The 26,912-nt window shown below is 63.8% G+C and carries 34 protein-coding genes; 21 read left to right on the forward strand and 13 right to left on the reverse strand.

Features of this window, described 5'->3' with window-relative positions:
* Positions 1–16: 16 nt before the first annotated feature.
* Together IC761_RS33195 and IC761_RS33200 are read left to right on the forward strand one after the other, a co-directional pair.
* Positions 17–1,087, forward strand: a complete 1,071-nt coding sequence (locus tag IC761_RS33195; RefSeq protein ID WP_195800825.1) for a carboxylesterase family protein — start codon at positions 17–19, stop codon at positions 1,085–1,087.
* A 243-nt stretch (positions 1,088–1,330) separates the two neighbouring features.
* Positions 1,331–1,537 (forward strand): hypothetical protein, encoded by a 207-nt coding sequence (locus tag IC761_RS33200; protein ID WP_195800826.1) that lies wholly within the window; start codon positions 1,331–1,333, stop codon positions 1,535–1,537.
* Between the two features lie 82 nt (positions 1,538–1,619).
* Here the strand turns inward: IC761_RS33200 and IC761_RS33205 are convergent, their stop codons facing one another.
* The 5 genes from IC761_RS33205 to IC761_RS33225 all read right to left on the reverse strand — a co-directional run bounded on the left by IC761_RS33205 (position 1,620) and on the right by IC761_RS33225 (position 4,403).
* Positions 1,620–2,279, reverse strand: a complete 660-nt coding sequence (locus tag IC761_RS33205; protein ID WP_195800827.1) for a DsbA family protein — start codon at positions 2,277–2,279, stop codon at positions 1,620–1,622.
* A gap of 87 nt (positions 2,280–2,366) precedes the next feature.
* Entirely contained in the window at positions 2,367–3,089 is a 723-nt protein-coding gene (locus tag IC761_RS33210; RefSeq protein ID WP_195800828.1) for an LrgB family protein, read from the reverse strand.
* Positions 3,086–3,469 (reverse strand): CidA/LrgA family protein, encoded by a 384-nt coding sequence (locus tag IC761_RS33215; protein ID WP_195800829.1) that lies wholly within the window; start codon positions 3,467–3,469, stop codon positions 3,086–3,088. Before IC761_RS33215 ends, IC761_RS33210 begins: the two co-directional genes overlap by 4 nt.
* Positions 3,470–3,503: 34 nt before the next feature.
* Entirely contained in the window at positions 3,504–3,971 is a 468-nt protein-coding gene (locus IC761_RS33220) for a PaaI family thioesterase (protein ID WP_195800830.1), read from the reverse strand.
* A 3-nt stretch (positions 3,972–3,974) separates the two neighbouring features.
* Complete coding sequence (locus IC761_RS33225; RefSeq protein ID WP_195800831.1) at positions 3,975–4,403, reverse strand: acyl-CoA thioesterase; 429 nt, start codon at positions 4,401–4,403, stop codon at positions 3,975–3,977.
* A 98-nt stretch (positions 4,404–4,501) separates the two neighbouring features.
* On the opposite strand from IC761_RS33225, the gene IC761_RS33230 reads away from it, so the two are divergent.
* Positions 4,502–5,050 carry a TetR/AcrR family transcriptional regulator gene (locus tag IC761_RS33230; protein WP_195800832.1) on the forward strand — a complete coding sequence of 183 codons (549 nt, stop codon included), beginning with the start codon at positions 4,502–4,504 and terminating at the stop codon, positions 5,048–5,050.
* Between the two features lie 47 nt (positions 5,051–5,097).
* Here the strand turns inward: IC761_RS33230 and IC761_RS33235 are convergent, their stop codons facing one another.
* Positions 5,098–5,598 (reverse strand): hypothetical protein, encoded by a 501-nt coding sequence (locus tag IC761_RS33235; protein ID WP_195800833.1) that lies wholly within the window; start codon positions 5,596–5,598, stop codon positions 5,098–5,100.
* A 188-nt stretch (positions 5,599–5,786) separates the two neighbouring features.
* On the opposite strand from IC761_RS33235, the gene IC761_RS33240 reads away from it, so the two are divergent.
* Entirely contained in the window at positions 5,787–6,074 is a 288-nt protein-coding gene (locus tag IC761_RS33240) for a PsiF family protein (protein WP_195800834.1), read from the forward strand.
* A gap of 111 nt (positions 6,075–6,185) precedes the next feature.
* Complete coding sequence (locus IC761_RS33245; protein WP_195800835.1) at positions 6,186–7,271, forward strand: AbrB family transcriptional regulator; 1,086 nt, start codon at positions 6,186–6,188, stop codon at positions 7,269–7,271.
* Here IC761_RS33245 and IC761_RS33250 read toward each other — a convergent pair.
* Positions 7,268–7,900, reverse strand: coding sequence for a pyridoxamine 5'-phosphate oxidase family protein (locus tag IC761_RS33250; protein WP_195800836.1), 633 nt, complete (start codon positions 7,898–7,900; stop codon positions 7,268–7,270). The two genes, IC761_RS33245 and IC761_RS33250, sit on opposite strands and share 4 nt — an antisense overlap.
* 121 nt (positions 7,901–8,021) lie before the next feature.
* On the opposite strand from IC761_RS33250, the gene IC761_RS33255 reads away from it, so the two are divergent.
* On the forward strand, positions 8,022–8,906 hold the full coding sequence (locus IC761_RS33255; protein ID WP_195800837.1) for a LysR family transcriptional regulator: 885 nt from the start codon (positions 8,022–8,024) through the stop codon (positions 8,904–8,906).
* Between the two features lie 105 nt (positions 8,907–9,011).
* Here the strand turns inward: IC761_RS33255 and IC761_RS33260 are convergent, their stop codons facing one another.
* Complete coding sequence (locus tag IC761_RS33260; protein WP_195800838.1) at positions 9,012–9,431, reverse strand: PaaI family thioesterase; 420 nt, start codon at positions 9,429–9,431, stop codon at positions 9,012–9,014.
* Between the two features lie 277 nt (positions 9,432–9,708).
* Here IC761_RS33260 and IC761_RS33265 point away from each other — a divergent pair, with 277 nt between their 5' ends.
* On the forward strand, positions 9,709–10,830 hold the full coding sequence (locus IC761_RS33265) for an IS481 family transposase (RefSeq protein WP_195798467.1): 1,122 nt from the start codon (positions 9,709–9,711) through the stop codon (positions 10,828–10,830).
* 98 nt (positions 10,831–10,928) lie between these two features.
* Here IC761_RS33265 and pobA read toward each other — a convergent pair whose 3' ends face one another.
* Positions 10,929–12,098 (reverse strand): 4-hydroxybenzoate 3-monooxygenase, encoded by a 1,170-nt coding sequence (pobA, locus tag IC761_RS33270; RefSeq protein ID WP_195800839.1) that lies wholly within the window; start codon positions 12,096–12,098, stop codon positions 10,929–10,931.
* A gap of 264 nt (positions 12,099–12,362) precedes the next feature.
* On the opposite strand from pobA, the gene IC761_RS33275 reads away from it, so the two are divergent.
* From IC761_RS33275 to IC761_RS33325, 11 genes are all read left to right on the forward strand, one after another.
* Positions 12,363–13,379: a TRAP transporter substrate-binding protein gene (locus IC761_RS33275; RefSeq protein ID WP_195800840.1), complete on the forward strand. Its 1,017-nt coding sequence runs from the start codon at positions 12,363–12,365 to the stop codon at positions 13,377–13,379.
* Between the two features lie 74 nt (positions 13,380–13,453).
* A complete protein-coding gene (locus tag IC761_RS33280) occupies positions 13,454–13,963 on the forward strand; it encodes a TRAP transporter small permease (protein WP_195800841.1) in 510 nt (169 codons plus the stop codon).
* Positions 13,964–13,965: 2 nt separating this feature from the next.
* Positions 13,966–15,285: a TRAP transporter large permease gene (locus IC761_RS33285; protein ID WP_195800842.1), complete on the forward strand. Its 1,320-nt coding sequence runs from the start codon at positions 13,966–13,968 to the stop codon at positions 15,283–15,285.
* An 11-nt stretch (positions 15,286–15,296) separates the two neighbouring features.
* On the forward strand, positions 15,297–15,758 hold the full coding sequence (locus IC761_RS33290; protein ID WP_195800843.1) for a DUF3237 domain-containing protein: 462 nt from the start codon (positions 15,297–15,299) through the stop codon (positions 15,756–15,758).
* A 43-nt stretch (positions 15,759–15,801) separates the two neighbouring features.
* Positions 15,802–15,990, forward strand: coding sequence for a type II toxin-antitoxin system HicA family toxin (locus IC761_RS33295; RefSeq protein WP_195800844.1), 189 nt, complete (start codon positions 15,802–15,804; stop codon positions 15,988–15,990).
* A gap of 5 nt (positions 15,991–15,995) precedes the next feature.
* A complete protein-coding gene (locus IC761_RS33300) occupies positions 15,996–16,394 on the forward strand; it encodes a type II toxin-antitoxin system HicB family antitoxin (protein WP_195800845.1) in 399 nt (132 codons plus the stop codon).
* Positions 16,395–16,502: 108 nt separating this feature from the next.
* A complete protein-coding gene (locus IC761_RS33305; protein ID WP_195800846.1) occupies positions 16,503–17,312 on the forward strand; it encodes a crotonase/enoyl-CoA hydratase family protein in 810 nt (269 codons plus the stop codon).
* The gene (locus IC761_RS33310) at positions 17,309–19,192 is read left to right on the forward strand and encodes a feruloyl-CoA synthase (RefSeq protein ID WP_195800847.1); all 1,884 of its coding nucleotides are present in this window, start codon (positions 17,309–17,311) and stop codon (positions 19,190–19,192) included. The genes IC761_RS33305 and IC761_RS33310 overlap by 4 nt, the downstream gene beginning before the upstream one ends.
* Before the next feature lie 25 nt (positions 19,193–19,217).
* Complete coding sequence (locus IC761_RS33315) at positions 19,218–19,979, forward strand: SDR family NAD(P)-dependent oxidoreductase (protein WP_025575316.1); 762 nt, start codon at positions 19,218–19,220, stop codon at positions 19,977–19,979.
* Positions 19,980–19,992: 13 nt separating this feature from the next.
* On the forward strand, positions 19,993–20,412 hold the full coding sequence (locus IC761_RS33320; RefSeq protein WP_195800848.1) for an acyl-CoA thioesterase: 420 nt from the start codon (positions 19,993–19,995) through the stop codon (positions 20,410–20,412).
* An 89-nt stretch (positions 20,413–20,501) separates the two neighbouring features.
* Positions 20,502–21,653 carry an ABC transporter substrate-binding protein gene (locus IC761_RS33325; protein WP_195800849.1) on the forward strand — a complete coding sequence of 384 codons (1,152 nt, stop codon included), beginning with the start codon at positions 20,502–20,504 and terminating at the stop codon, positions 21,651–21,653.
* Between the two features lie 262 nt (positions 21,654–21,915).
* On the opposite strand, the gene IC761_RS33330 is transcribed toward IC761_RS33325, so the two are convergent.
* Positions 21,916–22,644, reverse strand: a complete 729-nt coding sequence (locus tag IC761_RS33330) for a glutathione S-transferase family protein (RefSeq protein WP_195800850.1) — start codon at positions 22,642–22,644, stop codon at positions 21,916–21,918.
* 37 nt (positions 22,645–22,681) lie between these two features.
* Positions 22,682–22,942, reverse strand: a complete 261-nt coding sequence (locus IC761_RS33335; RefSeq protein ID WP_195800851.1) for a hypothetical protein — start codon at positions 22,940–22,942, stop codon at positions 22,682–22,684.
* A 112-nt stretch (positions 22,943–23,054) separates the two neighbouring features.
* Here IC761_RS33335 and IC761_RS33340 point away from each other — a divergent pair, with 112 nt between their 5' ends.
* Together IC761_RS33340 and IC761_RS33345 are read left to right on the forward strand one after the other, a co-directional pair.
* Complete coding sequence (locus IC761_RS33340) at positions 23,055–23,753, forward strand: helix-turn-helix transcriptional regulator (protein ID WP_195800852.1); 699 nt, start codon at positions 23,055–23,057, stop codon at positions 23,751–23,753.
* A gap of 18 nt (positions 23,754–23,771) precedes the next feature.
* The gene (locus IC761_RS33345; protein WP_195800853.1) at positions 23,772–24,086 is read left to right on the forward strand and encodes a YkgJ family cysteine cluster protein; all 315 of its coding nucleotides are present in this window, start codon (positions 23,772–23,774) and stop codon (positions 24,084–24,086) included.
* On the opposite strand, the gene IC761_RS33350 is transcribed toward IC761_RS33345, so the two are convergent.
* Together IC761_RS33350 and IC761_RS33355 are read right to left on the reverse strand one after the other, a co-directional pair.
* Positions 24,083–24,481 carry a hypothetical protein gene (locus tag IC761_RS33350; RefSeq protein WP_195800854.1) on the reverse strand — a complete coding sequence of 133 codons (399 nt, stop codon included), beginning with the start codon at positions 24,479–24,481 and terminating at the stop codon, positions 24,083–24,085. The genes IC761_RS33345 and IC761_RS33350 overlap by 4 nt on opposite strands.
* Positions 24,482–24,611: 130 nt before the next feature.
* Complete coding sequence (locus IC761_RS33355) at positions 24,612–24,959, reverse strand: DUF3307 domain-containing protein (protein ID WP_246791599.1); 348 nt, start codon at positions 24,957–24,959, stop codon at positions 24,612–24,614.
* Positions 24,960–25,367: 408 nt separating this feature from the next.
* Here IC761_RS33355 and IC761_RS33360 point away from each other — a divergent pair, with 408 nt between their 5' ends.
* Positions 25,368–26,813: a TAXI family TRAP transporter solute-binding subunit gene (locus tag IC761_RS33360; RefSeq protein WP_195800856.1), complete on the forward strand. Its 1,446-nt coding sequence runs from the start codon at positions 25,368–25,370 to the stop codon at positions 26,811–26,813.
* Positions 26,814–26,912: the final 99 nt, after the last annotated feature.

The raw sequence follows: 26,912 nt of genomic DNA on the forward strand, positions 1-26,912 counted from the left end.
ATTTGAGGAAGCAGCAATGACCGAGGCCGTCGTCGACGACATCGTGGCCGTGCTGCCGCACTTGCTCAATGCGCTGGAGGCACTCGGCTTCTTCGCTCGGCGTCTGCATCCGCCGGCCTTTGGCTCGGTGATGTCTGCGATCGGTGCGCCGGACGAGGCGTTGCAAGCCGCGCGCGCCGCGATCGGCGAGTGGCCCGAACAATTTGCCGGCTTGCGTAGCCGGCTGGATACGGCCTGCAACGAGACGCTCGCCGCCTTCGCCGGGCTGCGCGAGGTCGAGCGCGGCAATGGCGATCTCGTCGCCGTGTTCCGCACGCTGCGCCACATGCCCCGCGCAATGGAGGCGCTGTATCCGCTGTCGCTGCAGTTTCCGCCGGTGAGCAGCTTCTTCCTCAACGCCGCCAATCGCGAGAATGGCGATTTGCTTGCACGGCTGGAAGCCGGCGCAAGCGAGCACACCGGAATCTTCCACGATCACAACGAGCCGGGCAGCCGCGGCGGCTTCTCGGTCTATGTGCCCGAATATTACACACCGGATCGCGCCATGCCGCTGGTGATGGCACTGCATGGCGGCAGCGGAAACGGTCGCGGCTTCCTGTGGAGCTGGCTGCGCGACGCCCGCAGCCTCGGCGCAATCCTGGTGGCACCGACCGCGACCGGGCAGACCTGGGCGCTGATGGGCGACGACACCGACACGCCCAATCTGATGCGCATCTTCGAAACCGTGTGCAGCCGCTGGACCGTCGACACCTCGCGCCTGCTGCTGACCGGCATGAGCGATGGCGGCACCTTCTGCTATGTCAGCGGGCTCGACGGCGCCTCGCCCTTCACGCATCTTGCGCCAGTCTCCGCAACGTTCCATCCGCTGATGGCGGAGATGGCCGACGCCACGCGGATGCAAGGCCTGCCGATCTTCATCACCCACGGCAAGCTCGACTGGATGTTTCCGGTGCAGACCGCGCGGCAGACGCAGGCCGCGCTTTCCGCGGCGGGCGCCGACGTGACCTATCGCGAGATCGACGATCTCAGCCACACCTATCCGCGCGAGATCAACGCGGAGCTGGTGGCGTGGCTGAATGGAAGTTAGGCGCGCGGTAGCGAAATGTCGAAAACAACCCCATGCACAGTAGACCGTGCGTGTCAGATCAGCGCGACGTGCGCTCCCTTAAAGCCATTTGACCCGTCGGGCAAAACAGCGGCATAATGCGATTATTCCGAAATCCATTGCCATGGCTGAATGGAGCATGAACGAACCGTCCTTACCCGCGCCGCACTGTCGCGGAACCATCACTCCGGGCCGACGTTATCCGCCCGTCACCGGAGGTTCGCCATGCAGACTTTTTTTGGAATGATCTTGGGCGCGTTGCTGCTCGGCTGCGGCGTGTATGTCTATGACTCCATGCAGACGTCGTCCGTTGCCAACGGCGAGGTCGCGACCGCCAATCGCACCATCGTGAACTGGGATGTCGCGAAGGCCGATTGGGACCTGTTGCGCGATCGCGCGCACAAGGATTGGGTCCGGATCTCGTCGAAGTAACGCGATCGACCAAACCTGAACAAGGCGCCGTCGCGATTCGCGGCGGCGCCTTTGCTTTGCCGGCGTTCAGCGCCGCGGTTCGTCAGTTCATCTTCGCCTTGCGGGCATCGGCGATGACCTGCTCGAACTCGGCCATGCTCAAGACGCCCGGCACGCGATACTTGCCGACGATGAAGGACGGCGTGCCGCGGAAACCGAAGGCTTCAGCCTGGTCGTTGTTGCGCTTGAGGATGGCGTCGATGTCCTTGGCGCGCCCCGACAGATCCTGCTTCAACCGGTCCATGTCGACGCCGGCGGCCGCAAGCAGCTCGTTGATGCGCGGCTCGGTCAGGCGCGAGCTGACGCCCATCATGGCGTCATGGGCCTGATGGTATTTGTCTTGATATTTGGCCGCGAGCGCGATTCGCGCCGCCGTGACCGAGACCGGCCCAAGGATCGGCCAGTCCTTCAGCACCAGCCTCACCTTGCCGTCATCCTTGATAACCTGGCGCAGCTCGGGCTCGAGCTTGCGGCAATAGGGGCAATTGTAGTCGGACCATTCGATGATGCTGATGTTGCCGTCGGGATTGCCGGCGACGGGCACGTCGGGATCGCGCAGCACCTTGGCTTCGGTCAGCACCTCGTCGTCGGCGGCGGCGGCGCGCGCCAAGGTCATGCCACCCGCCGCCAGCGCACCGGCCCCGATCAGCGTCAACGCCGCGCGCCGCGTCGGGCCGAAACCCTTCTTCCTGAATCCTGTCATATCTTGTCCCGTTTCGGTCCCATCGCCGCAAATACGGCTCGGGACCGGGAGTTGTTACCGGTCATATAGAGGGTCGCGGCCGCGATGTCATCGCACCAGCAGCGTCACCGCGATCGGTACCAGGAACGAGGTGACCAAAGCGTTCAGGCTCATGGCGATGCCGGAGAACACGCCGGCGATCTCGTTGACCTGGAACGCCCGGGCCGTGCCGATACCGTGGGCAGCGAGGCCGGCGGCAAAGCCGCGGGCCCGGAAATCGGTGATGCCGGTGCGGTTCATCAGCGGTGTCACGATGATCGCGCCCATGATGCCGGTGAGGATGACCGAGACCGCGGTCAGCGAAGGATCGGCATGCAGGGATTCGCTGATGCCCATGGCGACCCCCGCCGTGACCGATTTCGGCGCCAGCGACGTCACCACGTCGCGCGGCAGGCCGGCGAACTCGGCGAGCAGAACGACCGACACCACCGCCGTGACCGAGCCTGCAACCAGCGCCACCAGCATCGGCACGATGGAGGCGACGACGCGCTTGCGATTCTCATAGAGCGGCACGGCGAGCGCGACTGTGGCGGGCCCGAGCAGGAAATGCACGAACTGCGCGCCGGCGAAATAGGTGGTGTAGGACGTTCCTGTCATAAGCAGGAATGCGCCGATGATCCACATCGCATGCAACACTGGATTGGCGAGCGGATGCCGCCGCGTCGTCAGCGAGACCGCATCCGTGGTCGCATAGACGAGCAGCGTCACCGTCAGCCAGAGCAGCGGCGACTGCGAGAGATAGACCCAGAGCGAGAACGGATTATCGCTCATGGCACCTCCTGCTGCCGCAACAGGCGGCTGACCAGGCGGAAGACCAGCACGGTCACAAGCAAGGTCACGATCACCGAGAGCGCGAGCACCAGGATGATCGCGATGCCGTGGGAAGCGAGCAGATCGAGTTTTTGCACGACGCCGACGCCGGCAGGGACGAACAGCAGCGAGAGATGCGCGAGCAGCCCCTTGCTTGCTGTCTCGACGCCGTCGTTTCGCAGCGGCCCGCGCGCGAGCAGCGCAAACCGATCACGGGCAAGTAACAGGAGCAGCAGCAAGAGCAGGCCGAGCACCGGCCCCGGCAACGGCAGGCCGAGACCGCGCACCACGACCTCGCCGATCAATTGGCAGAGCAGAATGAGGCTGAGACTCGCAAGCATGACGGTCGCATCAAGGGATGCGCCACAGAGCTTGTCAATCGCCGCGCGTCGCGTGGGCCGCAGCCCGCGGCAGCATTGCCATCAGCGTCCCGGTCATCGTCGCGATCAGCGTGGTCTTGCCCTCATGCTCGGCAAACGCCCTGGCCTCGCAGAAAGTCAGTGTCCGACCGGGTTTGACCACCTCGGCCTTGAACACAAAACGCCCGCCGCGAGCGGGCGCGAGCAGCGTGGTCTTGAACTCGACGGTGAGGATATCGGCCTCGGATGGCATCAGCGTGAAGGCGGCGACGCCGCAGGCGTTGTCGAGCCCCGCGGTGATGATTCCGGCATGGACAAAACCGTTCTGTTGCGTGAAGGCCGGAGAATGCAGCATTGCCAGCTCGACCTCGCCCGGCGCGAGGCGGACGATCACGATGCCGAGCGTGCGCATCGCCGGCTGGCCATCGAACATGGCAATGGCCGCCGCGCGATAGCCCGAATTTTTCGGCTCGAACACGGCCATGGCTCAGACCTCGGCCGGTTCGATGAGATGGCGCATGGCGGTGTCGCGGATCGTATCGGCGAACGGCGTAGACTTGCGCAGGCCCCGGTCCATGTGCACGCCCGTGATCTCGCAGAACGCGGCAACCTCGCCGGTCTCGGCATTGGTCATGTCGTGTCGGAAGCGGATCGACTTTTCGCGGAGCTCCAGCAGGCGGCTGCGGATCTCGACGATGTCGCCGGCGAGCAGCTCGCGCTCGTAGGTGATGTTCTGCTGCACCGCCGCCATGCCGCGGCCGGATGAGCGCAGATAGCTCGGCGTCAACCCGAGCCGGGCAAACAGATTCCAGTTGGCTTCGTCGAATTTTCCGACATACCACATGATGTTCATGTGGCCGACATGATCGCACTGCCACGGATAGACGGTGCCGCGATAGGTCGCCTCCTGCTCCATCGCTATTCCCTGCCCTTTGATCGTTGATACGGTAGCGTATCAAGCTCGTTCCGCGTTAGCAATACGGTACCGTATCAAGAACCGGTGAGGCTTCCTTCATGAGCGACGGCAAGGGCGATGTCTGGGTCGAGGCAGGGTTTGCCGAACTCGCCAGATCGGGGGTCGAGGGGGTGCGGGTCGAGGTGCTCGCCAAGAACCTGGGCGTCACCAAGGGCGGCTTCTACCGCCGCTTCGCCGACCGGGCCGCGCTGCTCGACGCCATGCTGGAACGCTGGCGCGAGGGACGCGCGGCGTCGATCGCGCAGCAGACGAGCCTCGACGGCGAGGCGCCCCGCGAGCGGCTGCGGGCGGTGATCCAGCTCTATTCCGAGCGGCTCAATCCGGAGGGCATGGCGATCGAGCTCGCGATCCGGCAGTGGGCGCGTTCCGACGGGAGCGCCGCGGCGGCGGTCGCGAGCGTCGATGCGGCGCGGCTCAAACACGTCGCCGAACTTTATCGCGCCACCGGCCTTGCAGCCGAGGAAGCCGATGCGCAGGCCTTCCTGTTCTACTGCTTCATCTTCGGCCAGAGCTTGTTGTTCGTCGAGCGCGGCCCGCGCAAGCGATCACAGCTCGTCGCGAAATCGGCCGAGAAGTTGTTGACCTGAAACAAGAGGCCGGAGCTTGGCTCCGGCCTCTGCGTCGTCCTGAAGCCTCAGGCAGCGCCCTTCAGCTTCTTGTTGCATTCGCTGTAATAGCCGCCGCCCTTCTCGATCCACTTCATGCCACCGTTGCCGTTGGAGGTCTTGTTGGCATTGTACTGGTCGACGCAGGTGTGCATGCGCGCCTTGCCAGCGCTCTCCTTGGCGTATTTCGGATCGACCGCGTTCGGGTAGACGGCGTTGCCCATCGGCATCGTCGGCGCCGGAGCAGCGGCGGGCGCGGCCTCCTTCTTCGCAGTCGCAGTCGGCGCGGCGGCAGGCGGGGGCGCGGCCGGAGCGGCCGCGGTCGGCGCAGCTGCGGGCGTTGCGTCCGCACCGCACTGGGCCTTGCGGAAGTCATTCCACTTCATGGTGCCGAGCGAGCCGTCCTTCTTGGCGGCCTGATATTTCGCGCTGCACTCCTGCGAGGTCAGCGCCTGGGCCGGCGCGCTCGCCACCAGCGCGGCAACGCCCGACACCGCAATCGCACACAACAATTTGGCTTGAATGGTCATCCTTGGTCTCCCTCAGGGAAGCAAAACGAGGACTGCTATCCTAGCGTGCCGGGGACGTCCGACAAGGAAGCGATGGCACTGAGGGCCAAAATATAGTGATCGCACCGTTCAGGTTATTCATGTCGCGTTCAGCAACGCGGGCCGACGTTCGCGACCCTCCGCAATTCTCGCAAGAAGAGTGCAACACCATGACCCTCGCCTCCCGCCTCGCCGTCGTCGCGATCGCCTCCCTGTTCGCAACCGGCACCGCCTTCGCGCAGACCGCTGCACCGGCCGCCAAGACCGACACCAAGACCGATGCTGCTGCCACCACCGACAAGAAGGCGCCGAAGGAGCACTCGGCCGAATCGCTCGAATGCTCCAAGCAGGCGGACGCCAAGGGACTGCACGGCAAGGAGCGCAAGAAATTCCGCTCCGACTGCATCAAGACCGCCAAGGGCGGGATGGCTGCGCCGGCCGCCGCCGACAAGAAGTAAATCCGTCACATTTCTCCCCTCGCCTTTGCCTCGCTTTCGGCGGGAGGCGCGCGCATTGAGGCATGACGTAGCCGCAATTGTGCGCCTCCCGCCGATTTGCAATAAGGTGGCGTGAAGCAAATCACCGCCTCCTTGCCGTTCGAATGGCCGAGCCGCGCCAAGCTCTTGAGCACGGCGGAGACGCTCGTCATCGGCGCCGCCGGCGGCCTCGCATTCCTGGCCGCGGGCCTTCCGGGCGGCTTGATCTCGGGATCGATGATCGCGGTCGGCATCGCCGCCATCGCCGGGCGCAAGCTGTCAGTGCCGCCGCTCCTGACCCAGACCGTGCTGGTGCTGCTCGGCATTTCCTTAGGCTCAGTCGTCTCGCGGCATCTGATCCAGCAGGTCAGTGCCTATCCGCTGACCATCGGGCTATTGGCACTGGCCACGTTCTGCTCGACCTTCGGCTCGAGCTATTACCTCCAGCGCGTCCATGGCTGGGACCGCACCTCGGCGTTTCTGGCCGGCAGCCCCGGCGCGCTATCGCAGATCACGATCCTGGCGGTCGAACGCGGCGCCGACCTGCCGGGCATCGCGGTGGTGCAGACCATGCGCGTCATCATCCTCACCGCGGCGCTGCCGTTGGTGCTGGCGGTGGCGGGCGTCGCGCCCTCGGTCGCGCCGTCGCTGACGACGACCATCGCTTCACCGCTCGATCTTCTGGAGCTGGTCGCCGCGTCGCTCGCGGCATCGCTCGTGCTGCGGCTGATCAAGTTTCCGGCGAGCTGGATGTTCGGCGCGATGATCGCCTCGAGCGTGCTGCACGGCGCAGGCTGGGTCGATGGCGGCCTGCCGAACTGGGTACGCGGCGTGGCGCTGGTCGGGATCGGCGCGCTGATCGGCAGCCGGTTTGCCCGGATGCGGATCAAGACGCTGGCCGGTCACATCAACGCGGCGCTGGGCTCGTTCGCGGTGGCCATCGCCGTCTCCGCCATCTTCGTCGGCATCGTCGCGCTCACCACGCAGGTGAAGTTCTCAGACGTCGTCGTCGCGTTTGCGCCGGGCGCAATGGACGCCATGCTGGCGCTGGCGCTCACGCTGCACATCGACCCGATCTTCGTCGGCGCGCATCACCTCTCGCGCTTCGTGTTCGTGACGATCGCAACGCCCGGCATCGTGCACCTGTTCGGCCGCACCCAGGACGACGTCGACGATTAGCTGCCTGCGCTCGTCGTCTGCCCCTTCAGCGCCGCAACCTCCGCCTCCAGCTCCGCAATGCGCTGATCCCTCGCCGCCAGCGCCGCCGCCACGTCCGCGGCGTCGAACTTCTGCGGGATGTGCTGCGGGCAGTTGGTATCCCAGGCGGCGATCTTGAACACGATCACCTGCTCGGGCCGGGCACGATAACCTTTCGGCATCAGTGAGGCCGTCAGCGCATCGTCCTCCTCGACCACCCGCGCCTCGCCCCAGATCTTCACCCGACGGCGATGGGCGTAATCCATGATGAAGATGTAGGCCTTGGGATTCTCCGAGAGATTTCCTTGCGTCAGATATTGCTGGTTGCCGGCATAGTCGGCAAAGGCAAGCGTCTGCTTGTCCAGCACCTTGAGAAAACCTTTGGGCCCGCCGCGATGCTGGATATAGGGCTGGCCATCCGCCGAAGCGGTAGCGAAATAGAAGCTGCTGGCGTCGGCAAGGAAGGCGGCCAGCTTCTCGTCGACTTCGGTCCGCCAGCCATGCTGCTCGGCGCGGGCATACGCCTCGCGCGAACCCTTGCGGGTCTGAATCGACTTGACGGCCGGGGTGAAGGCCACATCGCTGGCATAAACACGCGCTGCTACAGTCATCGGACCGTCTCCTGAAATTCCAGCGCATTTCTGCGCCCTTCACAGGTCAAAATGGACCAGCCGGAGAATAAAACAATCTGCTCGCTTGACACTTAATCATTGCGATATATGCAATAATTCAATGGACCGCCTTGAAGCCATGCACGTCTTCGTCACTGTCGCCGACCTGCGTGGCTTTGCGCCGGCGGCACGAAAACTGCGGCTGTCGCCTTCGGCGGTAACGCGGCTGATCGCGGCGCTGGAGGAGCATCTCGGCGCGCGGCTGTTGCAGCGGACCACCCGGCAAGTGACCTTGACCGATGTCGGCACGCGCTATCTCGAGCGCGCTCGCCGGATCCTCGCCGACGTCGAGGAGGCCGACGGCTCGGCGCGGGAGGAGCGCAACCGGCCGAGCGGACGGCTGGTGGTATCGGCGCCGGTGGGCTTTGGCCGGCTTCATGTCGGACCGGTGATGACCGACTACCTCAAGCGCTATCCCGAGGTCGCCTGCGAACTCAGGCTGTCGGACCATCTCGTCAATCTCGTCGAGGACGCCGTCGATGCCGCGGTGCGGATCGGCCATCTCGCCGATTCCTCGCTGGTCGCGCGCCAGGTCGGCGAGATGCGGCGGATCGTGGTGGCGACGCCGGGCTATCTGAAACGCCACGGCGAGCCGAAGACGCCGGAAGCGCTGCTGGAGCACCAGACCATCCTGTTCGGCCCCTCGATAGCGTGGCGCTTCCTGCGGGACGGCCAAGAGATCGAGGTGACGCCGAACCCGCGCTTCACCAGCAACAGCGCGGATGCAGCCCTGCAATATGCCGAAGCCGGCGGCGGCGTCACGCGGGTGCTGGCCTATCAGGCCGCGGAGGGACTGAAGCGCGGGCGGCTGAAAATCGTGCTGGCAAAATACGAGCAGCCGGCGCTGCCGATCCACATCGTCTATCCGACCTCGCGCCTGCTCTCGGCCAAGGTGCGGGCATTCATCGATCTCGTGGTGGAGACGGCGGAGTGGAGGTTTGGCTAGAGCCTTTCCCGTTCCGATGGAATCGAAACGGGGCTCTAGTTCCTTGTTTTGACGCGTTTTCTTGACGCGAGCCGGTATCCACTTCGCTCGAAAACGCTCTAGATCTCACCCCTTCTTCGGCACCACCCGGAACGTCCCGCTCGCCCGCGCGATCACGGCGTCGTCGGCCTTGATCAGGCTCTGCGCGAAACAAATGGTGCTGCCGGTCTTGATCACGTCGCTCTCGACCGCGAGCCACTGACCGGTTTCGGCGGAGCCAACGAAATCGATCGAGAGCGAGATCGTCACGAACGAGGTCGTCCAGTTCGTCGTCAACGCGCAGCTATAGCCCATGGCGTTGTCGGCGAGTGCGGTGATCAGGCCGCCATGGATCAGGCCTCGGCTGTTGGTGTGCGGTTTCGCCAGGCGCAGGCCTATGATCACGGCCTTGTCGGTCTTTTTGGAATAGAGCGGCTCCCAGGGATCGGTGAGCGGGGCTTTGCGGAAATGCGGCTCGAAGCCGGCGGGAATGTCGGGAGAGGTCATGGCGATCTCGCGTTGCAGGTGGCGTTGCCAGCATTGAACGCGATGTGGATGACGGTTTCACTGCCTACAAAGTTTTAAACGGAATTTGCGCGGGTGTTTGAAACGGGTACTCCCGTCATTGCGAGGAGCTCTTGCGACGAAGCAATCCAGACTGTCTCCTCCGAGGCATTTCTGGATTGCTTCGCTTCTGTTCAGCCCGGGGACATAGCTTACACCTGTTCGGGGACATGGTTGACACATCAAAATCGGCTGGATTCGTCGAACAAGGGGGCGAGCCATGCCGTGGCGAGAGGTGTCTGTCATGGACCAGCGGCGCGAGTTTGTGATGCTTGCTAAGCAGGAAGGAGTGAACCGGCGGAAGCTGTGCCGGCAGTTCGGGATTAGTGCCCAGACTGGTTACAAGTGGATCGAGCGCTATGATGCAGGGGATACGACGCTGGCCGATCGCTCGCGCCGGCCGCATCACAGCCCGGATCGTACTGAGGCTGCGATCGAGCAGCAGATTGTGGCCTTGCGCGATGTCCACCCGGCCTGGGGGGCGCGCAAGATTTTGCATCGTCTAAAGCGCGACCGGCAAGCCGTGCCGGCGATATCGACGACGCACGAGATCCTGCGTCGCTACGATCGCGTGAGCGAACCTGCGGGGAGACCTGGACAGCCCTACATCCGCTTCGAGAAGGAGGCACCCAATCAGCTCTGGCAGATGGACTTCAAGGGACACAGCCCCCTCGAGGACGGCGTATCCTGCCACCCGCTGACGATGCTGGACGATCACTCGCGGTTCTCGTTGTGCCTGGCTGCTTGTGACAACGAGCGAGGTTCGACCGTGCAAGGGCATCTGAGGGAGACATTCCGCCGGTACGGCCTCCCCGATGCGATGTTCGTCGACAATGGCGGCCCCTGGGGCTTCACCCTTGAAGACCCTTGGACCGGGCTGACGGTCTGGCTTTTGAAGCTTGGCGTCCGGGTGATCCACAGCCGGCCGTATCATCCGCAGAGCCGAGGAAAGAACGAACGCTTCCATCGCACGCTGAAGGCCGAGGTATTTGCCTTCAGGCGCTACCGCGACCTTGCCGAGGTGCAGCGCGCATTCGACCAATGGCGAGCCGTCTACAATCTCGATCGGCCGCATGAGGCTTTGAACTACAACGTTCCGGCAAGCCGGTACCAACCCAGTTCGCGGGAAATGCCGGACAGATTGCCCGCGGTGGAATACGACGAGCACGAGGTCGTCCGTTCCGTCTCCACCACCAAGGCCTATGTCAGCTTCAAAGGCAAATTGTGGAAGGTTCCGCAGGCCTTCCGCGGCGAACGGCTTGCGATCCGTCCACTCAATACCGACGGCAGGTTCGGCATCTTCTTCGCCGCGCACCAGATCGCGGCGATCGATTTAGGATGATCCAAAAGTGTCAACCATGTCCCCGAACAGGTGTAAGCTATGTCCCCGGGCTGAACACTTCGCTCGCAATGACGGAGTCCGCGGCGCGGCCACGTGTCCTAGAACGGCAACCCCACATAATTCTCCGACAGCGAGGTCATCGCGGCCTGCGATTGCGTGACGTAGTCGAGCTCGGCGAGCTGGATCCGCGCGCCGATGGTGCCGGTGTCGGGGAATTTGTGCAGCATCGAGGTCATCCACCAGGAGAAGCGCACGGCCTTCCAGACCCGCGCCAAGGCCTTCGCCGAATAGGCATCGATGCCGGCGTTCGATTTCTCGTCGTAGAATTCACGGAGCGCGCTCGACAGATAATGCGCATCGCTGGCGGCGAGGTTCAGCCCCTTGGCGCCGGTCGGCGGCACGATGTGGGCGGCGTCGCCGCACAGGAACATCTTGCCGAAGCGCATCGGTTCGGCGACGAAGCTGCGCAGCGGCGCGATGCTCTTCTCGATCGAAGGTCCGGTGACGAGGCTGTCGGCCGCTTCCTGGTCGAGCCGGCGCTTCAGCTCGTCCCAGAACCGGTCGTCCGGCCACTGGTCGACATGGTCGTCGAGCGAGCATTGGACGTAGTGCCGGCTGCGCTTCATCGAGCGCATGGTGCAGAGCGCAAACCCCCGGGCGTGGTTGGAATAGATCAGCTCGTGGCTGACCGGCGGCGTCTCGGACAGGATGCCGAGCCAGCCGAACGGATAGACCCGTTCGAACTCCTCGATCGCCGAAGCCGGGATGCTGGCGCGGCTGATGCCGTGAAATCCGTCGCAGCCGGCGATGAAGTCGCAATCGAGCGCGTGGGCGACGCCGTCCTTCACCCAGGTTACGCGCGGGTGACTGCCGTCGAAATCATGCGGCTGCACGTCCTTGGCCTCGTAAACCGTGCTGAGCCCGGCGGCCTTGCGCGCATTCATCAGGTCAAGCGTGACCTCGGTCTGGCCGTAGATCGTGACCGTCTTGCCGGTCGCAGCCTTCATGTCGATGCGATGACGGCGGCCGGAAAAGGCGAGCTCGATGCCCTCATGCACCAAGCCCTCGGCATGCGCACGCGCGCCGGCGCCGACCTGGTCGAGCAGCGCAACAGTTCCTTCCTCCAGAAGGCCGGCACGGATGCGGCCGAGCACGTAATCGGGGCTTTGCCGCTCCAGGATGATGTTGTCGATGCCGTAGCCGTGCAGCAGTTGCCCAAGCAACAATCCGGCCGGCCCCGCTCCGATGATTGCGACTTTTGTCCGCAATACTTGCTCCTCCCGATCCTGTAGGCTTGTGTCGCGGCTCGCTTGTCGCGATCGCTCGCGCACGATAATTATATCACATAACGGTTGGGCAAAAGGGGAGTGCTCATCGCCGCATTGCGACAAATCCATGCAACATGGCTGACGTAGATGACGCGACAAGGTGCGCGCCAGTTCCGGCTTGAACCCGCCGGCCAATTAGATAACATGTTAACTAACGAGACCGGGCCATCGAAGCCCGCCGTCGCAAAGAGGGAGAGACACGTGATGAGGAAAGCCTGTCTGGCTTTGCTGCTGGCAGCAAGCGTGACGCCTGCGTTCGCGCAGGACAAGACCTTCGACCTGAAGGTCTCGCACTGGGTGCCGGCGTCGCACCCGCTACAGAAATCTTTGGAAGACTGGGTGGCCGCGGTGAACAGGGATTCCGGCGGCACCATCACGGGCAAGGTGTTCCCGGCCCAACAGCTCGGCAAGGCGTTCGACCATTACGACATGGCGCGCGACGGCATCGCCGACGTCACCTATGTCAATCCCGGCTACCAGCCCGGCCGCTTCCCGATCATCGGCGCCGGCGAATTGCCGTTCCTGATCTCCGACGCCAAGGGCGGCTCGGAGGGCCTGGACGCCTGGTATCGCAAATATGCCGCGAAGGAGATGAAGGACGTCAAATACTGCCTCGCCTTCGTCCACTCGCCCTCCTCCTTCCACTCCCGCACCAAGAAGATCGTGATGCCGGAGGACGTGAAGGGGCTGAAGATCCGTCCCGCGCACGCCACCATGGCGAATTTCGTCACCTCGCTCGGCGGCACCAATGTGCAGTCGTCCGCTCCGGAAGTGCGCGACATCATCGAGCGCGGCGTCGCCGACGGCGTCACCTTCCCCTGGGGCTCGCTGGTGCTGTTCGGCATCGACAAGGTGACGAAGTACCACATGGAGGCACCGCTCTACACCACGACCTTCGTGTTCGTCATGAACAAGGACAAATACGACGCAATGTCCGACAAGCAGAAGGCCGCGATCGACAAGAACTGCTCGACCGAGATGGCGGGCGTGGTCGGCGAGCACTGGGGCAAGTTCGAGGATGCCGGCGTCGACAAGGTGAAGGCGGAAGAGGGCCATGAGGTCTACAAGCTCACGCCGGACCAGACTGCTGCCTGGAAGAAGGCCGCCGAGCCGCTGGTCAAGACCTGGGCCGACGGCGCCAAGAAGGCCGGCGCCGATCCGGAGGTTGCGCTTGGCGAGCTGAAGGCGTCGCTGAAGAAGTACAACGCGCTGGCGGAGTAGCTCTCATCGAAACAGAAGCGGCGGCGGGAATCCTCCCGCCGCCGTTGTCCTGCAAACTTGAGGACCCTCCACCCATGAAGCGCGCCTGGATGGACCGCATCATCGACTCGATCGAATGGATCGCGGCCGCCTTCGTCGGTATCGTCGCGCTCGACATCTTCCTGTCGGTGCTGCTGCGCAACACGCTGAATTACGCGATCCCGGACTCCTTCGACATCGGCCGCATGCTGCTCGGCATCCTCATTTTCTGGGGCATCGCCGCAACCTCCTATCGCGGCACCCACATCACGGTCGATCTGGTCTGGGGCAATGTCGGGCCACGCTATCAGCGCTGGATCGACGTGTTCGCGACGCTGGTGCTGCTGTTCGTCGTCACCGTGCAGACCTGGACGTTGTTCGACAAGGTGCGCGGCACCTACAACGACAACGTCCAGACCTTCGACATGCACATGCCGACCTGGCCGTTCTTCGCGATCGCCTGGATCGGCGACGTCTCCGCCGTGCTGCTGATCGCGATCCGCACCTACCGGCTGATCTTCCATCCCGAAGAGATGCACGACCCCAAGCTGAAGGCGACGGAGTAATCATGAGCACCGATGCGGTTGCCGTCCTCGGCTTCGTTTCCCTGTTCGCGCTGATGCTGCTGCGCGTGCCCGTCGGCATGGCGATGGGCCTCGTCGGCGTCACCGGCTTCTCCTACCTGGTCGGCGCCACGCCGGCGCTCAAACTGGTCGGCCAGACCTCGATGCGCACGGTGACCGACTACACGTTCGGCGTCATCCCGATGTTCTTGCTGATGGGCTCCTTCGTCAGCAATTCCGGCATGAGCCGCGAGCTGTTCCGCGCCGCCAACGGCTTTGTCGGGCATCTGCGCGGCGGCCTCGGCATCGCGACCGTCGGCGCCTGCGGCGGCTTTGCCGCGATCTGCGGCTCTTCCGTGGCGACCGCCGCGACCTTCTCCGCGGTCGCCTATCCCGAGATGCGCCGCTTCGGCTATCCGCAATCCTTTGCCACCGGCGTGATCGCGGCCGGCGGCACGCTGGGCGCGATGCTGCCGCCATCCACCGTGCTCGCGGTCTACGGCATCATCACCGAGCAGGACATCGGAAAGCTCTTCATCGCCGGCATCATTCCGGGCCTGTTGGCGATGACGATGTACATGATCACGATCTTTCTGATCGGCTATCTCCGCCCCGACTTCCTGCCCAAGGGCAAGGTGCTGCCGTGGCGCGAGCGCTTCGCCGGCCTCAAGGAGATCTGGGCACCGGTGCTGCTGTTCGTGTTCGTGATCGGCGGCCTTTACGGCCTGCCCTACCTGCCACGCTTCACGCCGACGGAAGCCGGCGGCGTCGGCGCCGCTGGCGCCTTCATCATCGGCGTGGTGACGGGACGGCTCGACCGCGAGAAGATTTTGGCCTCGCTGCTCCAGGCGACGCGCACGGCAGCCGCCGTGTTCACCGTGCTGATCGGCGCACTGATCTTCGGCTATTTCCTCACGGTGACGCAGACCCCGCAGAAGGTGACGGAATTCCTCACCGGCCTTGGCCTCGGCGCCTACGGCGTCCTGGCGCTGATCATGGTGATGTATCTGGTACTCGGCTGCCTGATGGATGCGATGGCGATGATCATCCTGACCGTGCCGATCATCTTCCCCGTGATCACGCATCTCGGCTTCGATCCGATCTGGTTCGGCGTCATCATCGTGATGACGGTCGAGCTCGGCCTGATCCATCCGCCGGTCGGCATGAACGTCTTTGTCATCAAGAGCGTGGTGAAGGACGTCTCATTCTCCACCATTTTCAAGGGCGTCATCCCGTTCGTCGCGACTGACCTCGTGCGCCTTGTCATCCTGATCGCCTTCCCGCTGTTGGCGACCTGGCTGCCGACGCGCATGATGGCGCATTGAGAGGCGAAGCGATGACCACCCCCACCCTCGAAACCAAGTACGTCTTCACCATCACCGCTCGCATCGGCGGCGTCGTCACCGCCGGCGAGACCGGCATCGGCGTCCGCCGCATCATTCCGATCATCGGCGGCGAGGTGAAGGGCGCGATCACCGGCAAGGTGCTGCCGTTTGGCGCCGACTTCCAGACCATCCGCCCGAACGAGCTGATTGATCTCGAAGCGAGGTACGCCTTCGAGACCGATGACGGCGCGACCGTCTATGTCGAGAACAAGGGCCTGCGCTTCGGCCCGGTCGAGCTGTTGCAAAAGCTCAAGCGCGGCGAACCGGTCGACCCGAAGCTGATCTATTTCCGCACCGTGCCGAAATTCGAGACGGGACATGAGAGCTACCGCTGGCTGATGGAGCACATTTTCATCGGCTCAGCCGCGCGACACTCGGACCGCGTGGTGATCGAGGTGCACCAGGTGATGTGACGCTCTCATTGACAAGGTCGCCAAATGTGTATAAATACACACCATGAATAGCCGAGACATTATCTCGGCCCTTCAAAGGGATGGCTGGGTCCAAGTGGCTCAAAAAGGCAGCCACGTCCAATTCAAGCACCTGACCAAAACGGGCCGCGTCACGGTCCCTCATCCAAAGCGGGACATCCCGCTGGGAACGCTGAAAAGCATTGAACGGCAATCCGGCCTGAAGCTGAGGTGAGCGCCATGCGTCATTACATCGGTCTGATCCGCAAGGATGCCGACAGCGATTTTGGCGTGTCGTTTCCCGATTTGCCGGGCGTCGTGACCGCAGGGACCACGCTCGACGAAGCGCGCGACATGGCCGAGGAAGCGCTGGCGTTTCATCTCGAAGGCATGGAGGAAGACGGAGAAGCGATTCCAGAACCTTCGTCGCTCGACGAAATCATGTCGAACCCAGAGAACCGCTCCGGCGTGGCCATTCTGGTGTCGGTGAAGGACGACCAGCCAAAAATCGTGCGCGTCAATGTCACCTTGCCGGGTGATGTCCTGGAGCAGATCGATAAATACGCCGAAGCTCACGGCTACACGCGTTCGGGTCTGCTTGCACAGGCCGCCAAGAGGATGATCACGGAAGCGGCGTAAGCCGTTCCTGCGCACTCTGCCCGCTCCGCGGCCAGACAAGGCCAGCGAGGCCCATATTGACTCCCCCCAAATTCGTTATACAACATAACTATTCTGACAAGGACGCAAATGACACAGGGAAACGCCGAGACCGCTGACGCGGGCGCCTCTGGACTGTTGAGGATCGAGAGGGCGGACCGGGTTCTGACCGTGGGTCTGAACCGCCCGGCCAAGCGCAATGCGCTGAACGACGGCATCATCCTCGAAATCGGCGAATGCTTTGCGTCCCTGCCCGAGGATATCGGCGCAGTCGTCATTCACGGCGTCGGCGACCATTTCTCCAGCGGTCTCGACCTCTCCGAACTGCAAGATCACGACGCCACCGGCGGCCTGCTGCATTCCCAGATGTGGCACCGGGTGTTCGACCGCATCCAGTACAGCCGCGTGCCCGTCATCGCCGCGCTGAAAGGCGCCGTGATCGGCGGTGGGCTGGAGCTGGCTTGCTCTGCCCACATTCGCGTCGCTGAGCCCACAGCCTATTTCGCGCTGCCCGAGGGACAGCGCGGCATCTTCGTCGGCGGCGGCGGCTCGGTGCGGCTGCCGAGGCTGATTGGCGTGGCGCGGATGATGGACATGATGCTCACGGGCCGCGTCTATAGCGCCACCGAAGGCGCCTCCTATGGCTTTGCGCAATATGTGACGGACGCCGGCAACGGCCTCGCCAAGGCGCTGGAGCTCGCGACCAAGATCGCCGCCAACGCGCCGCTGACCAATTTCGCCGTGCTCCAGGCGCTGCCGATGATCGCGGAGGCCAATCCGCAGACCGGCCTGCTGATGGAATCGCTGATGGCCACGGTGGCGCAGAGCGACAAAGAGGCAAAACGCAGGATCCGCGAATTCCTCGAGCACAAGACCGCCAAGGTGAAGCCGAAGTCATGAGCGCGCAGCCGTCCTCTTCCAGCACAGAGCGCGGCGCGAGCACTTCTCCGCTGCGGCCGATCTCGTTCGGCGATCCCGCCGTCGACATCGAGCGTCGCGACGACGGCACGATTTACCTGCGGCCGAAACAGCCGCTCGGCGACTATCCCGTCCGCATCACCGACCGCCTGCATCATTGGGCGACGGCGACGCCGGATCGTGTCTTCATGGCGGAGCGTGAAGGCGGCCGCGGTTGGCGCAAGATCACCTATGCCGAGCTGCTCACCGCGAGCCGGCACATCGCCTCCGCGCTGATCCAGCGCGGCCTGTCGGCGGAACGACCGGTCGTGATCCTCTCCGGCAATTCGATCGACCACGCATTGCTGGCGTTCGGCGCATTCTACGCCGGCATTCCGTTCTGCCCGGTGTCGCCGGCCTATTCGCTGGTGTCGAAGGATTACGGCAAGCTCTCTTATCTGATGAAGCTCTTGACGCCCGGCCTCGTCTTCGCCGAGGACGCCGGCAAGTTTGCGGATGCACTCGCCGCCAACGTCTCGCTCGGCACCGAGATTGCTGCATCCTACGGCAGCGTACCGGGCCGCGATGTCACGCTGCTCGCCGACCTCATGGCCACGCCAATCCGCAGCGATCTCGACGCGGTGCACGGCAAGATCGGCCCCGACACGATCGCAAAATTCCTGCTGACCTCGGGCTCGACCGGCAATCCCAAGGCCGTCATCAATACCCAGCGCATGATCTGCGCCAACCAGGTCATGCTGCGCGAGACGCTCGCCTTTCTCAAGGACGAGCCGCCGGTGATCATCGACTGGCTGCCCTGGAATCACACCTTTGGCGGCAACCACAATATCGGGCTGACGCTCTACAATGGCGGCTCGATGTATCTCGACGCCGGCAAGCCGATGCCCGGCGGCATCGAGGAGACCGTGCGCAATCTCCAGGAGATATCGCCGACGGTCTATTTCAATGTGCCCAAGGGCTACGAGTCGCTGCTGCCGTATTTGCGCGACGACCAAGGCCTGCGCGCAAAGTTCTTCGATCGGCTGCACGCGATGTTCTTCTCCGGCGCGGCACTCTCGCCCTTCGTCTGGAACAGCCTCGACGAGCTTGCGGTGAAGGAAAAAGGCTACCGCGTGCCGATGCTGACCGGCCTCGGCGCCACCGAGACCGCGCCGTTCTTCATGTCGGTCAACCCGCGCACCAGCCGCTCCGGCCATGTCGGCCTTCCCGTCTCGGGCAACGACGCCAAGCTCGTGCCGAACAATGGCAAGCTCGAAGTTCGCGCCAAGGGACCGAACGTGATGCCCGGCTACTGGCGCCAGCCCGAGATCACGGCGAAATCCTTCGACGAGGAAGGATTTTACAAGATGGGCGATGCGCTCAAGCCCTCAGATCCCGATGACTTCAACGCCGGCTTCGATTTCGACGGCCGCGTTACTGAAGACTTCAAGCTCGCGAGCGGCACCTGGGTCAGCGTCGGCCCGCTGCGCGCCCGCTTCGTCGCCGCCTGCGCGCCGCTGGTGCGCGACGTCGTCATCGCCGGCATCAATCGCGACGAGATCTCCGCACTGGTGCTGCTCGATCTCGATGGCTGCCGGCTGGTCAACCCGACACTGCCCGCCGACAATCTCACCGTCACCGCCCGCGACCGGCTGGTGCGTGACGCCTTCCGCGAGCGCCTGACCGGCTTCCTCGCCTCCGCGACCGGCTCCTCGACGCGGATCACGCGCGCGATCCTGATGGATGCGCCGCTGTCGATCGACAAGGGCGAGGTCACCGACAAGGGCTCCATCAACCAGCGCGCGGTGCTGGAGCATCGCACCGCACTGATCGACGAGCTCTACGCTGCCAATCCATCGGACCGTGTGATATCGGTCGGCTAAGAAATCATCGCCAAAGGAGAACGCCATGTTGTTGAAGGATCAGGCAGCCATCGTCACCGGCGGTGCATCGGGACTCGGCGCGGCAACCGCGCGAAAGCTGGCGGCGCAGGGCGCCAAGGTCGCGGTGTTCGACCTCAATGCCAAGCTTGCGGAAACCGTTGCCGCTGAAATCAAGGGCGTTGCCGTGACCTGCGACGTCTCCGATGCCGCCTCCGCTGAAGCTGCGATCGCGCAGGCGACCAAGGCGCATGGCCCGGCTCGCGTGCTGGTCAATTGCGCCGGGATCGGCGTGGCAAAACGCGTCGTCGGCCGCGACGGGCCGATGGCGCTTGCTGATTTCGACAAGGTGATCAAGGTCAATCTGATCGGCACCTTCAACATGCTTCGCCTCGCCGCGACCGAGATGTCCAAGCTCGAGCCGCAGGCAACCGGCGAGCGCGGCGTCATCATCAACACGGCGTCCGTTGCCGCCTATGACGGCCAAATCGGCCAGTCGGCCTATTCGGCCTCCAAGGGTGGCATCGTCGGCATGACGCTGCCGATCGCGCGCGAGCTCGCGCAATTCGGCGTCCGCGTGCTGACGATCGCGCCCGGCCTGTTCCTCACGCCGCTGCTCGCCAACTTGCCGCAAGAAGCCCAGGACTCGCTCGCCGCCGCGATCCCGTTCCCGCGCCGGCTTGGCAACGCCGACGAATTCGCCGCGCTTGCGCTGCACATGGTCGAGAATTCGTACCTGAACGGCGAAGTGGTGCGCCTCGACGGCTCGCTGCGCATGGCGCCCAAGTAAGGGCGCGCGACGCATGTTCGTGAACCGGCGCGAGGTCCAGATTCAGTGGGGCGACTGCGACCCCGCCAACATCGTCTACTATCCGCGTTATTTCGCGATGTTCGACGATTCGACGTCGACCCTGTTCGAGGTCGCCGGCTTCTCCAAGCAGGATCTGGTCCGCAAGTACGGCCTGGTGGGCATCCCCATGGTCGACACGCGGGCCGAATTCTACATCCCCTCGACCTATGGCGACTGGATCACCATCGAAACCAGGATCGAGAGCATCAAGCGCTCGAGCTTCGAGGTGAAGCATAACGTCTACAAGGGCGAGGCGCTGGCAATCGAGGGTTATGAGACCCGCGTGCTGGTCGCGCGCGACCCCGTTAACCCCGACAAGCTGAGATCGGCACCGTTTCCTCAGGAAATGGTAGCGAAATTCACCGGAGCTTGATCTGGAGCTAAATCGCCGCATCGCCAAAAGACGGGGCTGAATTCCCGTCCAATTTCTGCTTTCAAAGAAACACGTCAAGGGAGGAATCAATGAAACGCTTTTACCTGACCGCCGCGATCGCGGCGGCTACGCTGGCCCTACCGGCCCTGCCCGCGCTGGCCCAGAACGCCGAAATCACCATCGGCATCACCACCACCACGACCGGCCCGGGTGCCGCGCTCGGCATTCCCGAGCGCAACGCGCTGGAATTCGTGCCGAAGGAAATCGGTGGCGTGCCGCTGAAGGTGATCGTGCTCGACGACGGCGGCGATCCCACCACGGCGACCACCAACGCCCGCCGCTTCGTCACCGAATCCAAGGCCGACATCATCATGGGCTCGGCGCTGACGCCGCCGACGATCGCGGTCTCCAACGTCGCCAACGAAGTCGGCATCCCGCATTTTGGCCTCGCGCCGTTCCCCATCACGCCCGAGCGCATGAAGTGGTCGGTGGCAATGCCGCAGCCGATCCCGATCATGGGCAAGGTGCTCTACGAGCACATGAAGGCGCATAACGTGAAGACGGTCGGCTATATCGGCTATTCCGACTCCTACGGCGACCTCTGGTTCAACGACTTCAAGGCCCAGGGCGTGGCGATGGGCATGACCCTGGCGGACGAGGAGCGCTTTGCGCGGCCCGACACGTCGGTGACCGGACAGGTGCTGAAGCTCGTCGCCGCCAATCCCGACGCGATCCTGATCGGCGCCTCCGGCACCGCAGCCGCGTTGCCGCAAACCGAGCTGCGCGAGCGCGGCTATCAGGGCCTGATCTACCAGACCCATGGCGCCGCCAGCATGGATTTCATCCGCATCGCCGGCAAGGCAGCAGAAGGAGTGCTGATGGCGTCGGGCCCGGTGATGGACCCGGAGGACCAGCCGGACGAGGCCGCGACCAAGAAGCCGGGCCTCGCGCTCAACACCGCCTATGAGGCCAAGTACGGCCCGAACAGCCGTAGCCAGTTCGCCGGTCACTCCTACGACGCCTTCGAGATTCTGAAGCGCGTCATCCCGGTGGCGCTGAAGACGGCTAAGCCCGGCACGCCGGAATTCCGCGAAGCGATCCGCCAGGCGCTGCTGACGGAGCGGGAAATCGCTGCGAGCCAGGGCGTCTACAACTTCACCGAAAAGGATCGCTACGGCCTCGACGACCGCTCGCGCATCCTGCTCACGGTGAAGAACGGCAAATACACGCTGGCGAAGTAAGCTCCCGACAGTCACGATACGACGAGAGCCGGTCCGATGGGCCGGCTCTTTTGTTTTTGCGTTCGAGCGTGAGCTGCAGGACTTGCCATGCCCCCTCTCCCGCTTGCGGGAGAGAGTCGGGGTGAGGGTGTCTCCGCATTGGGATTGTCTGCCGAGGCCTACTGACAAAGTCCCCCCAGAGGAGGAAGCCCTCACCCGGCGCTCCGCGCCGAGCTCTCCCGCAAGCGGGAGAGGTGCGCCGAGCGTGCGGACGCGCTGAAAGCTACGCGGCCTGCCGCAGCGGCGTCCAGGCGAATTCCGGATAATACGTGTCCATCATCCGGTCGACATAGGCGGTGAGGTTCGGAAATCCTTCCGCACGCTCGCGCAGGCGGGATTCGAAGAACGGCGTCAGAATGCCGGCAAGCGCGCCGAACGCAGTCGCATCGACGCCACAGGGCTTGTTGCCCATCAGATAGGATTTGTCACCGAGCTGCACCGAGAGCGCGAACAGCGAGCGCACCGCGAGATCGATATCGTCATCGGGCCCATGGCGCCCGAGACCTGACAGCAGGTAATTTTCAGCGACACGGAATTGCGCGTCCTCGCGCAGCTTCTCGCGGGTGTGCTCGGGCGCGCCGTCGAAGAAATGCGAAGGGCCCTTGGCGAAGTTGACCGGATCGACCCAGCGCGCGCCGACCAGCGACCAGTAGACGTGATGCTCGATCATGCGTTCGAACGCCCAGGCCTGCGCGCGCTCGTGCAATGACAGCCCGGCGTCGAAATCAAAGCCGTAGCGGCGCTCGATATGGGCACGGATGAAGGTGGAATCGGCCACCGCTTCGCCGCCATCGTCGATGAAGGGCAACTGCCCCTTCGGGGAGGCCGGCGGCATCGCACGCTCCTTCCGATAGGGCAGCCCCGCCATCTTGAGCTGCACCTCCGTCTTGGTGACGAAGGGGCTGATTTCCGGCAGGCCGAAGCCGGTGCCGAAGCCGTAAAGCGTGATCATGAAAGCTCTCCTGAACGACCGAAAGAGTAGACGGAACCTACCTGCCGGCTGCTGCCACCATGGTGGCAGCAGCCGTGATATCTTCTGCGAAGCGGGCCCCTCGCCAGGCGCGGGCCATGACGTGGCGGACCAACGCGTCCGCAACCTGGACCAACGAGCGAGCCACCACGCTTGCGAGTGCAAAACGGAGGTCGACGGCCATGAGATCGAGCGAAACGAGGCGGCCGAACGCCCAGCTGGACCACAGCTGTGTCCGCCACGGCGACGCGGCCGGGCCGAAATGGGTTGGAATGATCATGGACAAATCCTCTTCAGTCGATGTGTTGTCCCGGTATAGAACGCCCCTGCTGCCAACATCCTGTCAGCATCCGCGCGCCGTTTTCTGACCCGCCCCCGATGAGAGATTCGACATGAGACGCGCCGACCGGCTGTTTCAGATCATCCAGGTGCTGAGACGCACGCGTAAGCCGCTGACGGCGGACGCGATCGCGGCCGAGCTCGAGACCTCGAAGCGCACCATCTATCGCGACATCGCAACGCTGATGGGGCAGCGCGTGCCGATCCGCGGCGAAGCCGGCATGGGCTACATCCTGGAAAAGGGTTTTGACCTGCCGCCTTTGATGCTGACACCGGACGAGATCGAAGCGGCGGTGCTCGGCGCACAATGGGTCGCGGGCCATGCCGACTCCGCGCTGGCACGCGCGGCCGAGGACTTGATGGCCAAGATCGCCGACACGGTGCCGGAGCGGCTGCGGCCCTTCGTGCTGGAGCCAGCGAGCCGGGCGCGGCCGAGCTGGAACAGGGAGCCGGATCGCCTCGACATGGCACGCACGCGTACCCAGATCCATGAGGGTAAGAAGATCATGCTGCGTTATCGAGACGAGCAGGGCCGGCCCAGCGAACGGATGATCTGGCCGATCTCGATCGGCTATCTCGAAGCGGTGCGATTGCTCGCGGCCTGGTGCGAGCTGCGCAGTGACTTCCGCAGCTTCCGCACCGATCGTGTGGTGGAAGCGACCTATCTCGACGAAAGATATCCGGAGCGGCGCGACGTGTTACGCGCGAAATGGCGGCAGAGCCTGGTCTGGGGCCCGCCCAAGGATACCTGATAAGGACACGTGACAGCGATGAATGAGATTGACCTGTCGAGCTGCTGCCAGAGCTGCGGCGCCTGCTGCGGCTATTCGCAAAACTGGCCGCGGTTCTCGATCGAGAGCGATGATGAGCTTGCGGTGATCCCGGAGGCGCTCATCAACGAACGGCAGTCCGGCATGCGCTGCGAGGGCGATCGCTGTTCGGCTCTGCAGGGAGAGATCGGAAAGGCGACTGCGTGCGGCATCTATGCGGTGCGGCCGGAGGTGTGCCGCACCTGCATGCCGGGCGACGCCGAATGCGCGATGGCACGGCGGAAGTTCGGGCTGCCTGTGATCGCGCCGATTTAGGCCGGGACGGCTTCGCCGATCTCATCGTCGAGCTCGTCCTCCAGCGGCGCAAGCACCGACAGAGGCTTGGTCGACAGCGTGATCGGCTTGCGGCCACCCGACAGCGCTGGCGACGATTTGGCCGCGCCCTCGCGCGACAGCGCGTACAGCGTCGAGCCGACGCGGCCACCATTTTCGAACAGGTCGCGTTCGCTACAGCTGCCTGCAATCGCAACCGCCAGCGAGTGCAGATGGCTGCGGCGATAGCAGAACAGCGCCAGCTTGGCGCGGACGTCAGGGGAAACACTCTCAACCAGCCTTGGCAGGCCGCCTTCATTGGCGCGATACATCTCGCCAAGGAGCTCGTCCCGAACCGGGCAGAAATCGCTTTCAAAAGCGTCACGGCTTGAAAACATTGCAGTTCTCCCTCGTATCGGGAAGATGCCGCGTAATTCTCTAATGAAAGGTTAACCACCCCAGGCGGTAGTCACCCGGGGGTCTTGCGCGCGTGCCGCGAATCAGTCGCCGGCGATGGGTAACCGGCAGTCAGTTCGCCGCCATGAAGATGGAGAGGCCGAAGCCGGTCAGATGATGCAGCGCCTGATCGACACCGATCAGGGTCCAGAACCAGGGGTGCTCCTGGTTGACGCCGAAATTGGCCGAGACCAGCCCCTTGGCCCTGTCGATCGTGATGTGGATGACGAAGTCGATCACGGCCACAAACCAAAATCGTGGCGCAACGATCAGGATCAGCGGCAGCACAACCGCAAAGTGAATCAGGCAATGCACCAGAAGCGGCAATGCCCAGCCGTGCTTCTGGTCCTTGCCTTGCGCCATCCAGGCCGTCTGCAGGACGAAATCGGCGATGATGTGCTTGAAGGTGAGCAGCAACATCCAGCCAATGAGCGCTTCGACCGGAACCGCCGATGACAGGGGTGGAAACGACAAAGCCGACGCCCTCGTTGACTCGGAAAGAAAAAATGGAGCGTTCAGCGCAACTTCTTCTTGGACCCGCCAGATCGTCGGGACCGATGATTTATGACATCTCCCGCGACGGAATGCAGCCGGGGAGAATTGGAAAATCGCCAAGTGTGGCTAAACGGTGATAGGATGACCCATTGCCGTGGCTCGGTTGGGTAAGGTTACCTTCGGCGCGGAATTTGCATTCTTTCGCTGGAGCGCTATCATCTTCAGGTAGAGGAATATCTTACTTTTTTCAGGCGCTTACGTATTATCGAGCGCGTGCCGACCGGCAAATGACGGTGTCGCCCGCAACATTAGGAATAAGGCCAGAGTGCTGACATGAGTGCTGAAGGCCCGACCTCGTCGACCGAGCTCCCGCCGCCCCGGCGCCCCAAGGTGATCAAGACCAATCAGCAGCAGGTTCTGCTGTACGTCGTGCTGACCCTGCTATTGTCGCTCGCCACCGTCTGGGCCGGCCGCGCCATGGTGCACAATTCGGAGACGCTGACCTTTGCCGTCGGCGCCCCCAACAGCGACGAGGCGCTGTTCGCGGCCAAGCTCGCCGCCGTGCTGAAGAACAACGCCTCGCGCTTCCGCATCAAGGTCGTCAACAACGCAGACAATGCCAAGGCTCTCGCCCAGTTCGACCGCAGACAGGCCGATCTCGCCGTCCTGCGCACCGATGCCAAGGTGCCGCCGCGGGCGCGGACGCTCGCGATCCTCGAACACGATCTCGTGCTCCTGCTCGGTCCCGGCAACAAGAAGATCAAGTCGCTTGCCGAGCTGAAGAAAAAAAAGGTCGCGGTCCTCGCCGAGAGCGACGCTTCGCTCGCCTTCGTCCGCAGCATCCTCGACATTCCCGACGGTCCGGACGCCGCGAAGATCCAGATGGCGCCGCAGGGCGCAACCCTAGACAAGCTGCTTGCGCCGGCCAGCGGCTTCAGCGCGGTGATCGCCGTGGTCCACGCCTCGAAGGCGGTGCGGGACAAGGCCTATGAGCAGGTGGCTAAACGTGGCGGCTTCACGCTGAACGCGATCGACGAAGCCAAGGCGCTGGCGCGCAAATTCCCGGGCATTTCCGATGAGACGCTGACCGCCGGCACGCTGTCGGCCTCACCCGAGATTCCCGACGACGATCTCGATACGATCGGGCTCGAATGGCTCCTCGTCGCCCAGTCCAAGATGTCGGCGACGACCGCCGGCGATATCGCGCGCATTGTCTACGAGAACAAGTCGGCGCTTGGGCTCGACAGCGGCTTCGCCACCCACATCGAGCCGGCTTCAGTCGAGAAGGACGCCTTCGTGATGGCGCATCAGGGAGCCGCCGACTACATCAACGACGACACCAAGTCGTTCATGGATAAGTACAGCGACATGATGTATCTGGGCGCCGCCGCGCTCAGCGTCATCGGCTCGATCTTCGCAGCCATCTACGCCAAGATCACCCGGATCGCGCCGGAGAAGGCCAGCGAGCTCTCCACCGCCATCCTCTGTATCGGCGAGCGCATCGAGCACGCCCATTCGCTGGATCAGATCGAATGTCTTCAGGACGAGCTTGAGAGCATTTTGCGCGGCGCGGTCATAGGCTTGCGAGACGGAACGATCAGTACCGACGGGCTCGACACCTTCAAGCTGGGCTATGAATTCGTCCGCGACGAGATCGGCATGCGCCGCGACTACCTCAAGCGCCATGCCGGTGAGTTCGACAAGATCGCCGCCCCCGCCGCCCTCCCCCCGCCCGAGGACAGCAATGTGGTGGTGGTGAAGACAGCGCAGAGTGCCTGACCTATCGGTTGGTGCCGCGAAACCGGGCGCGCCAGCCTCTTAAGCAAATCGCTGTGCCCGTCCGGGAACCGTTTCCCATACCTAACCGTTGTTTCTTCC

The organism is Bradyrhizobium commune (assembly GCF_015624505.1).
GTDB lineage: Bacteria > Pseudomonadota > Alphaproteobacteria > Rhizobiales > Xanthobacteraceae > Bradyrhizobium > Bradyrhizobium commune.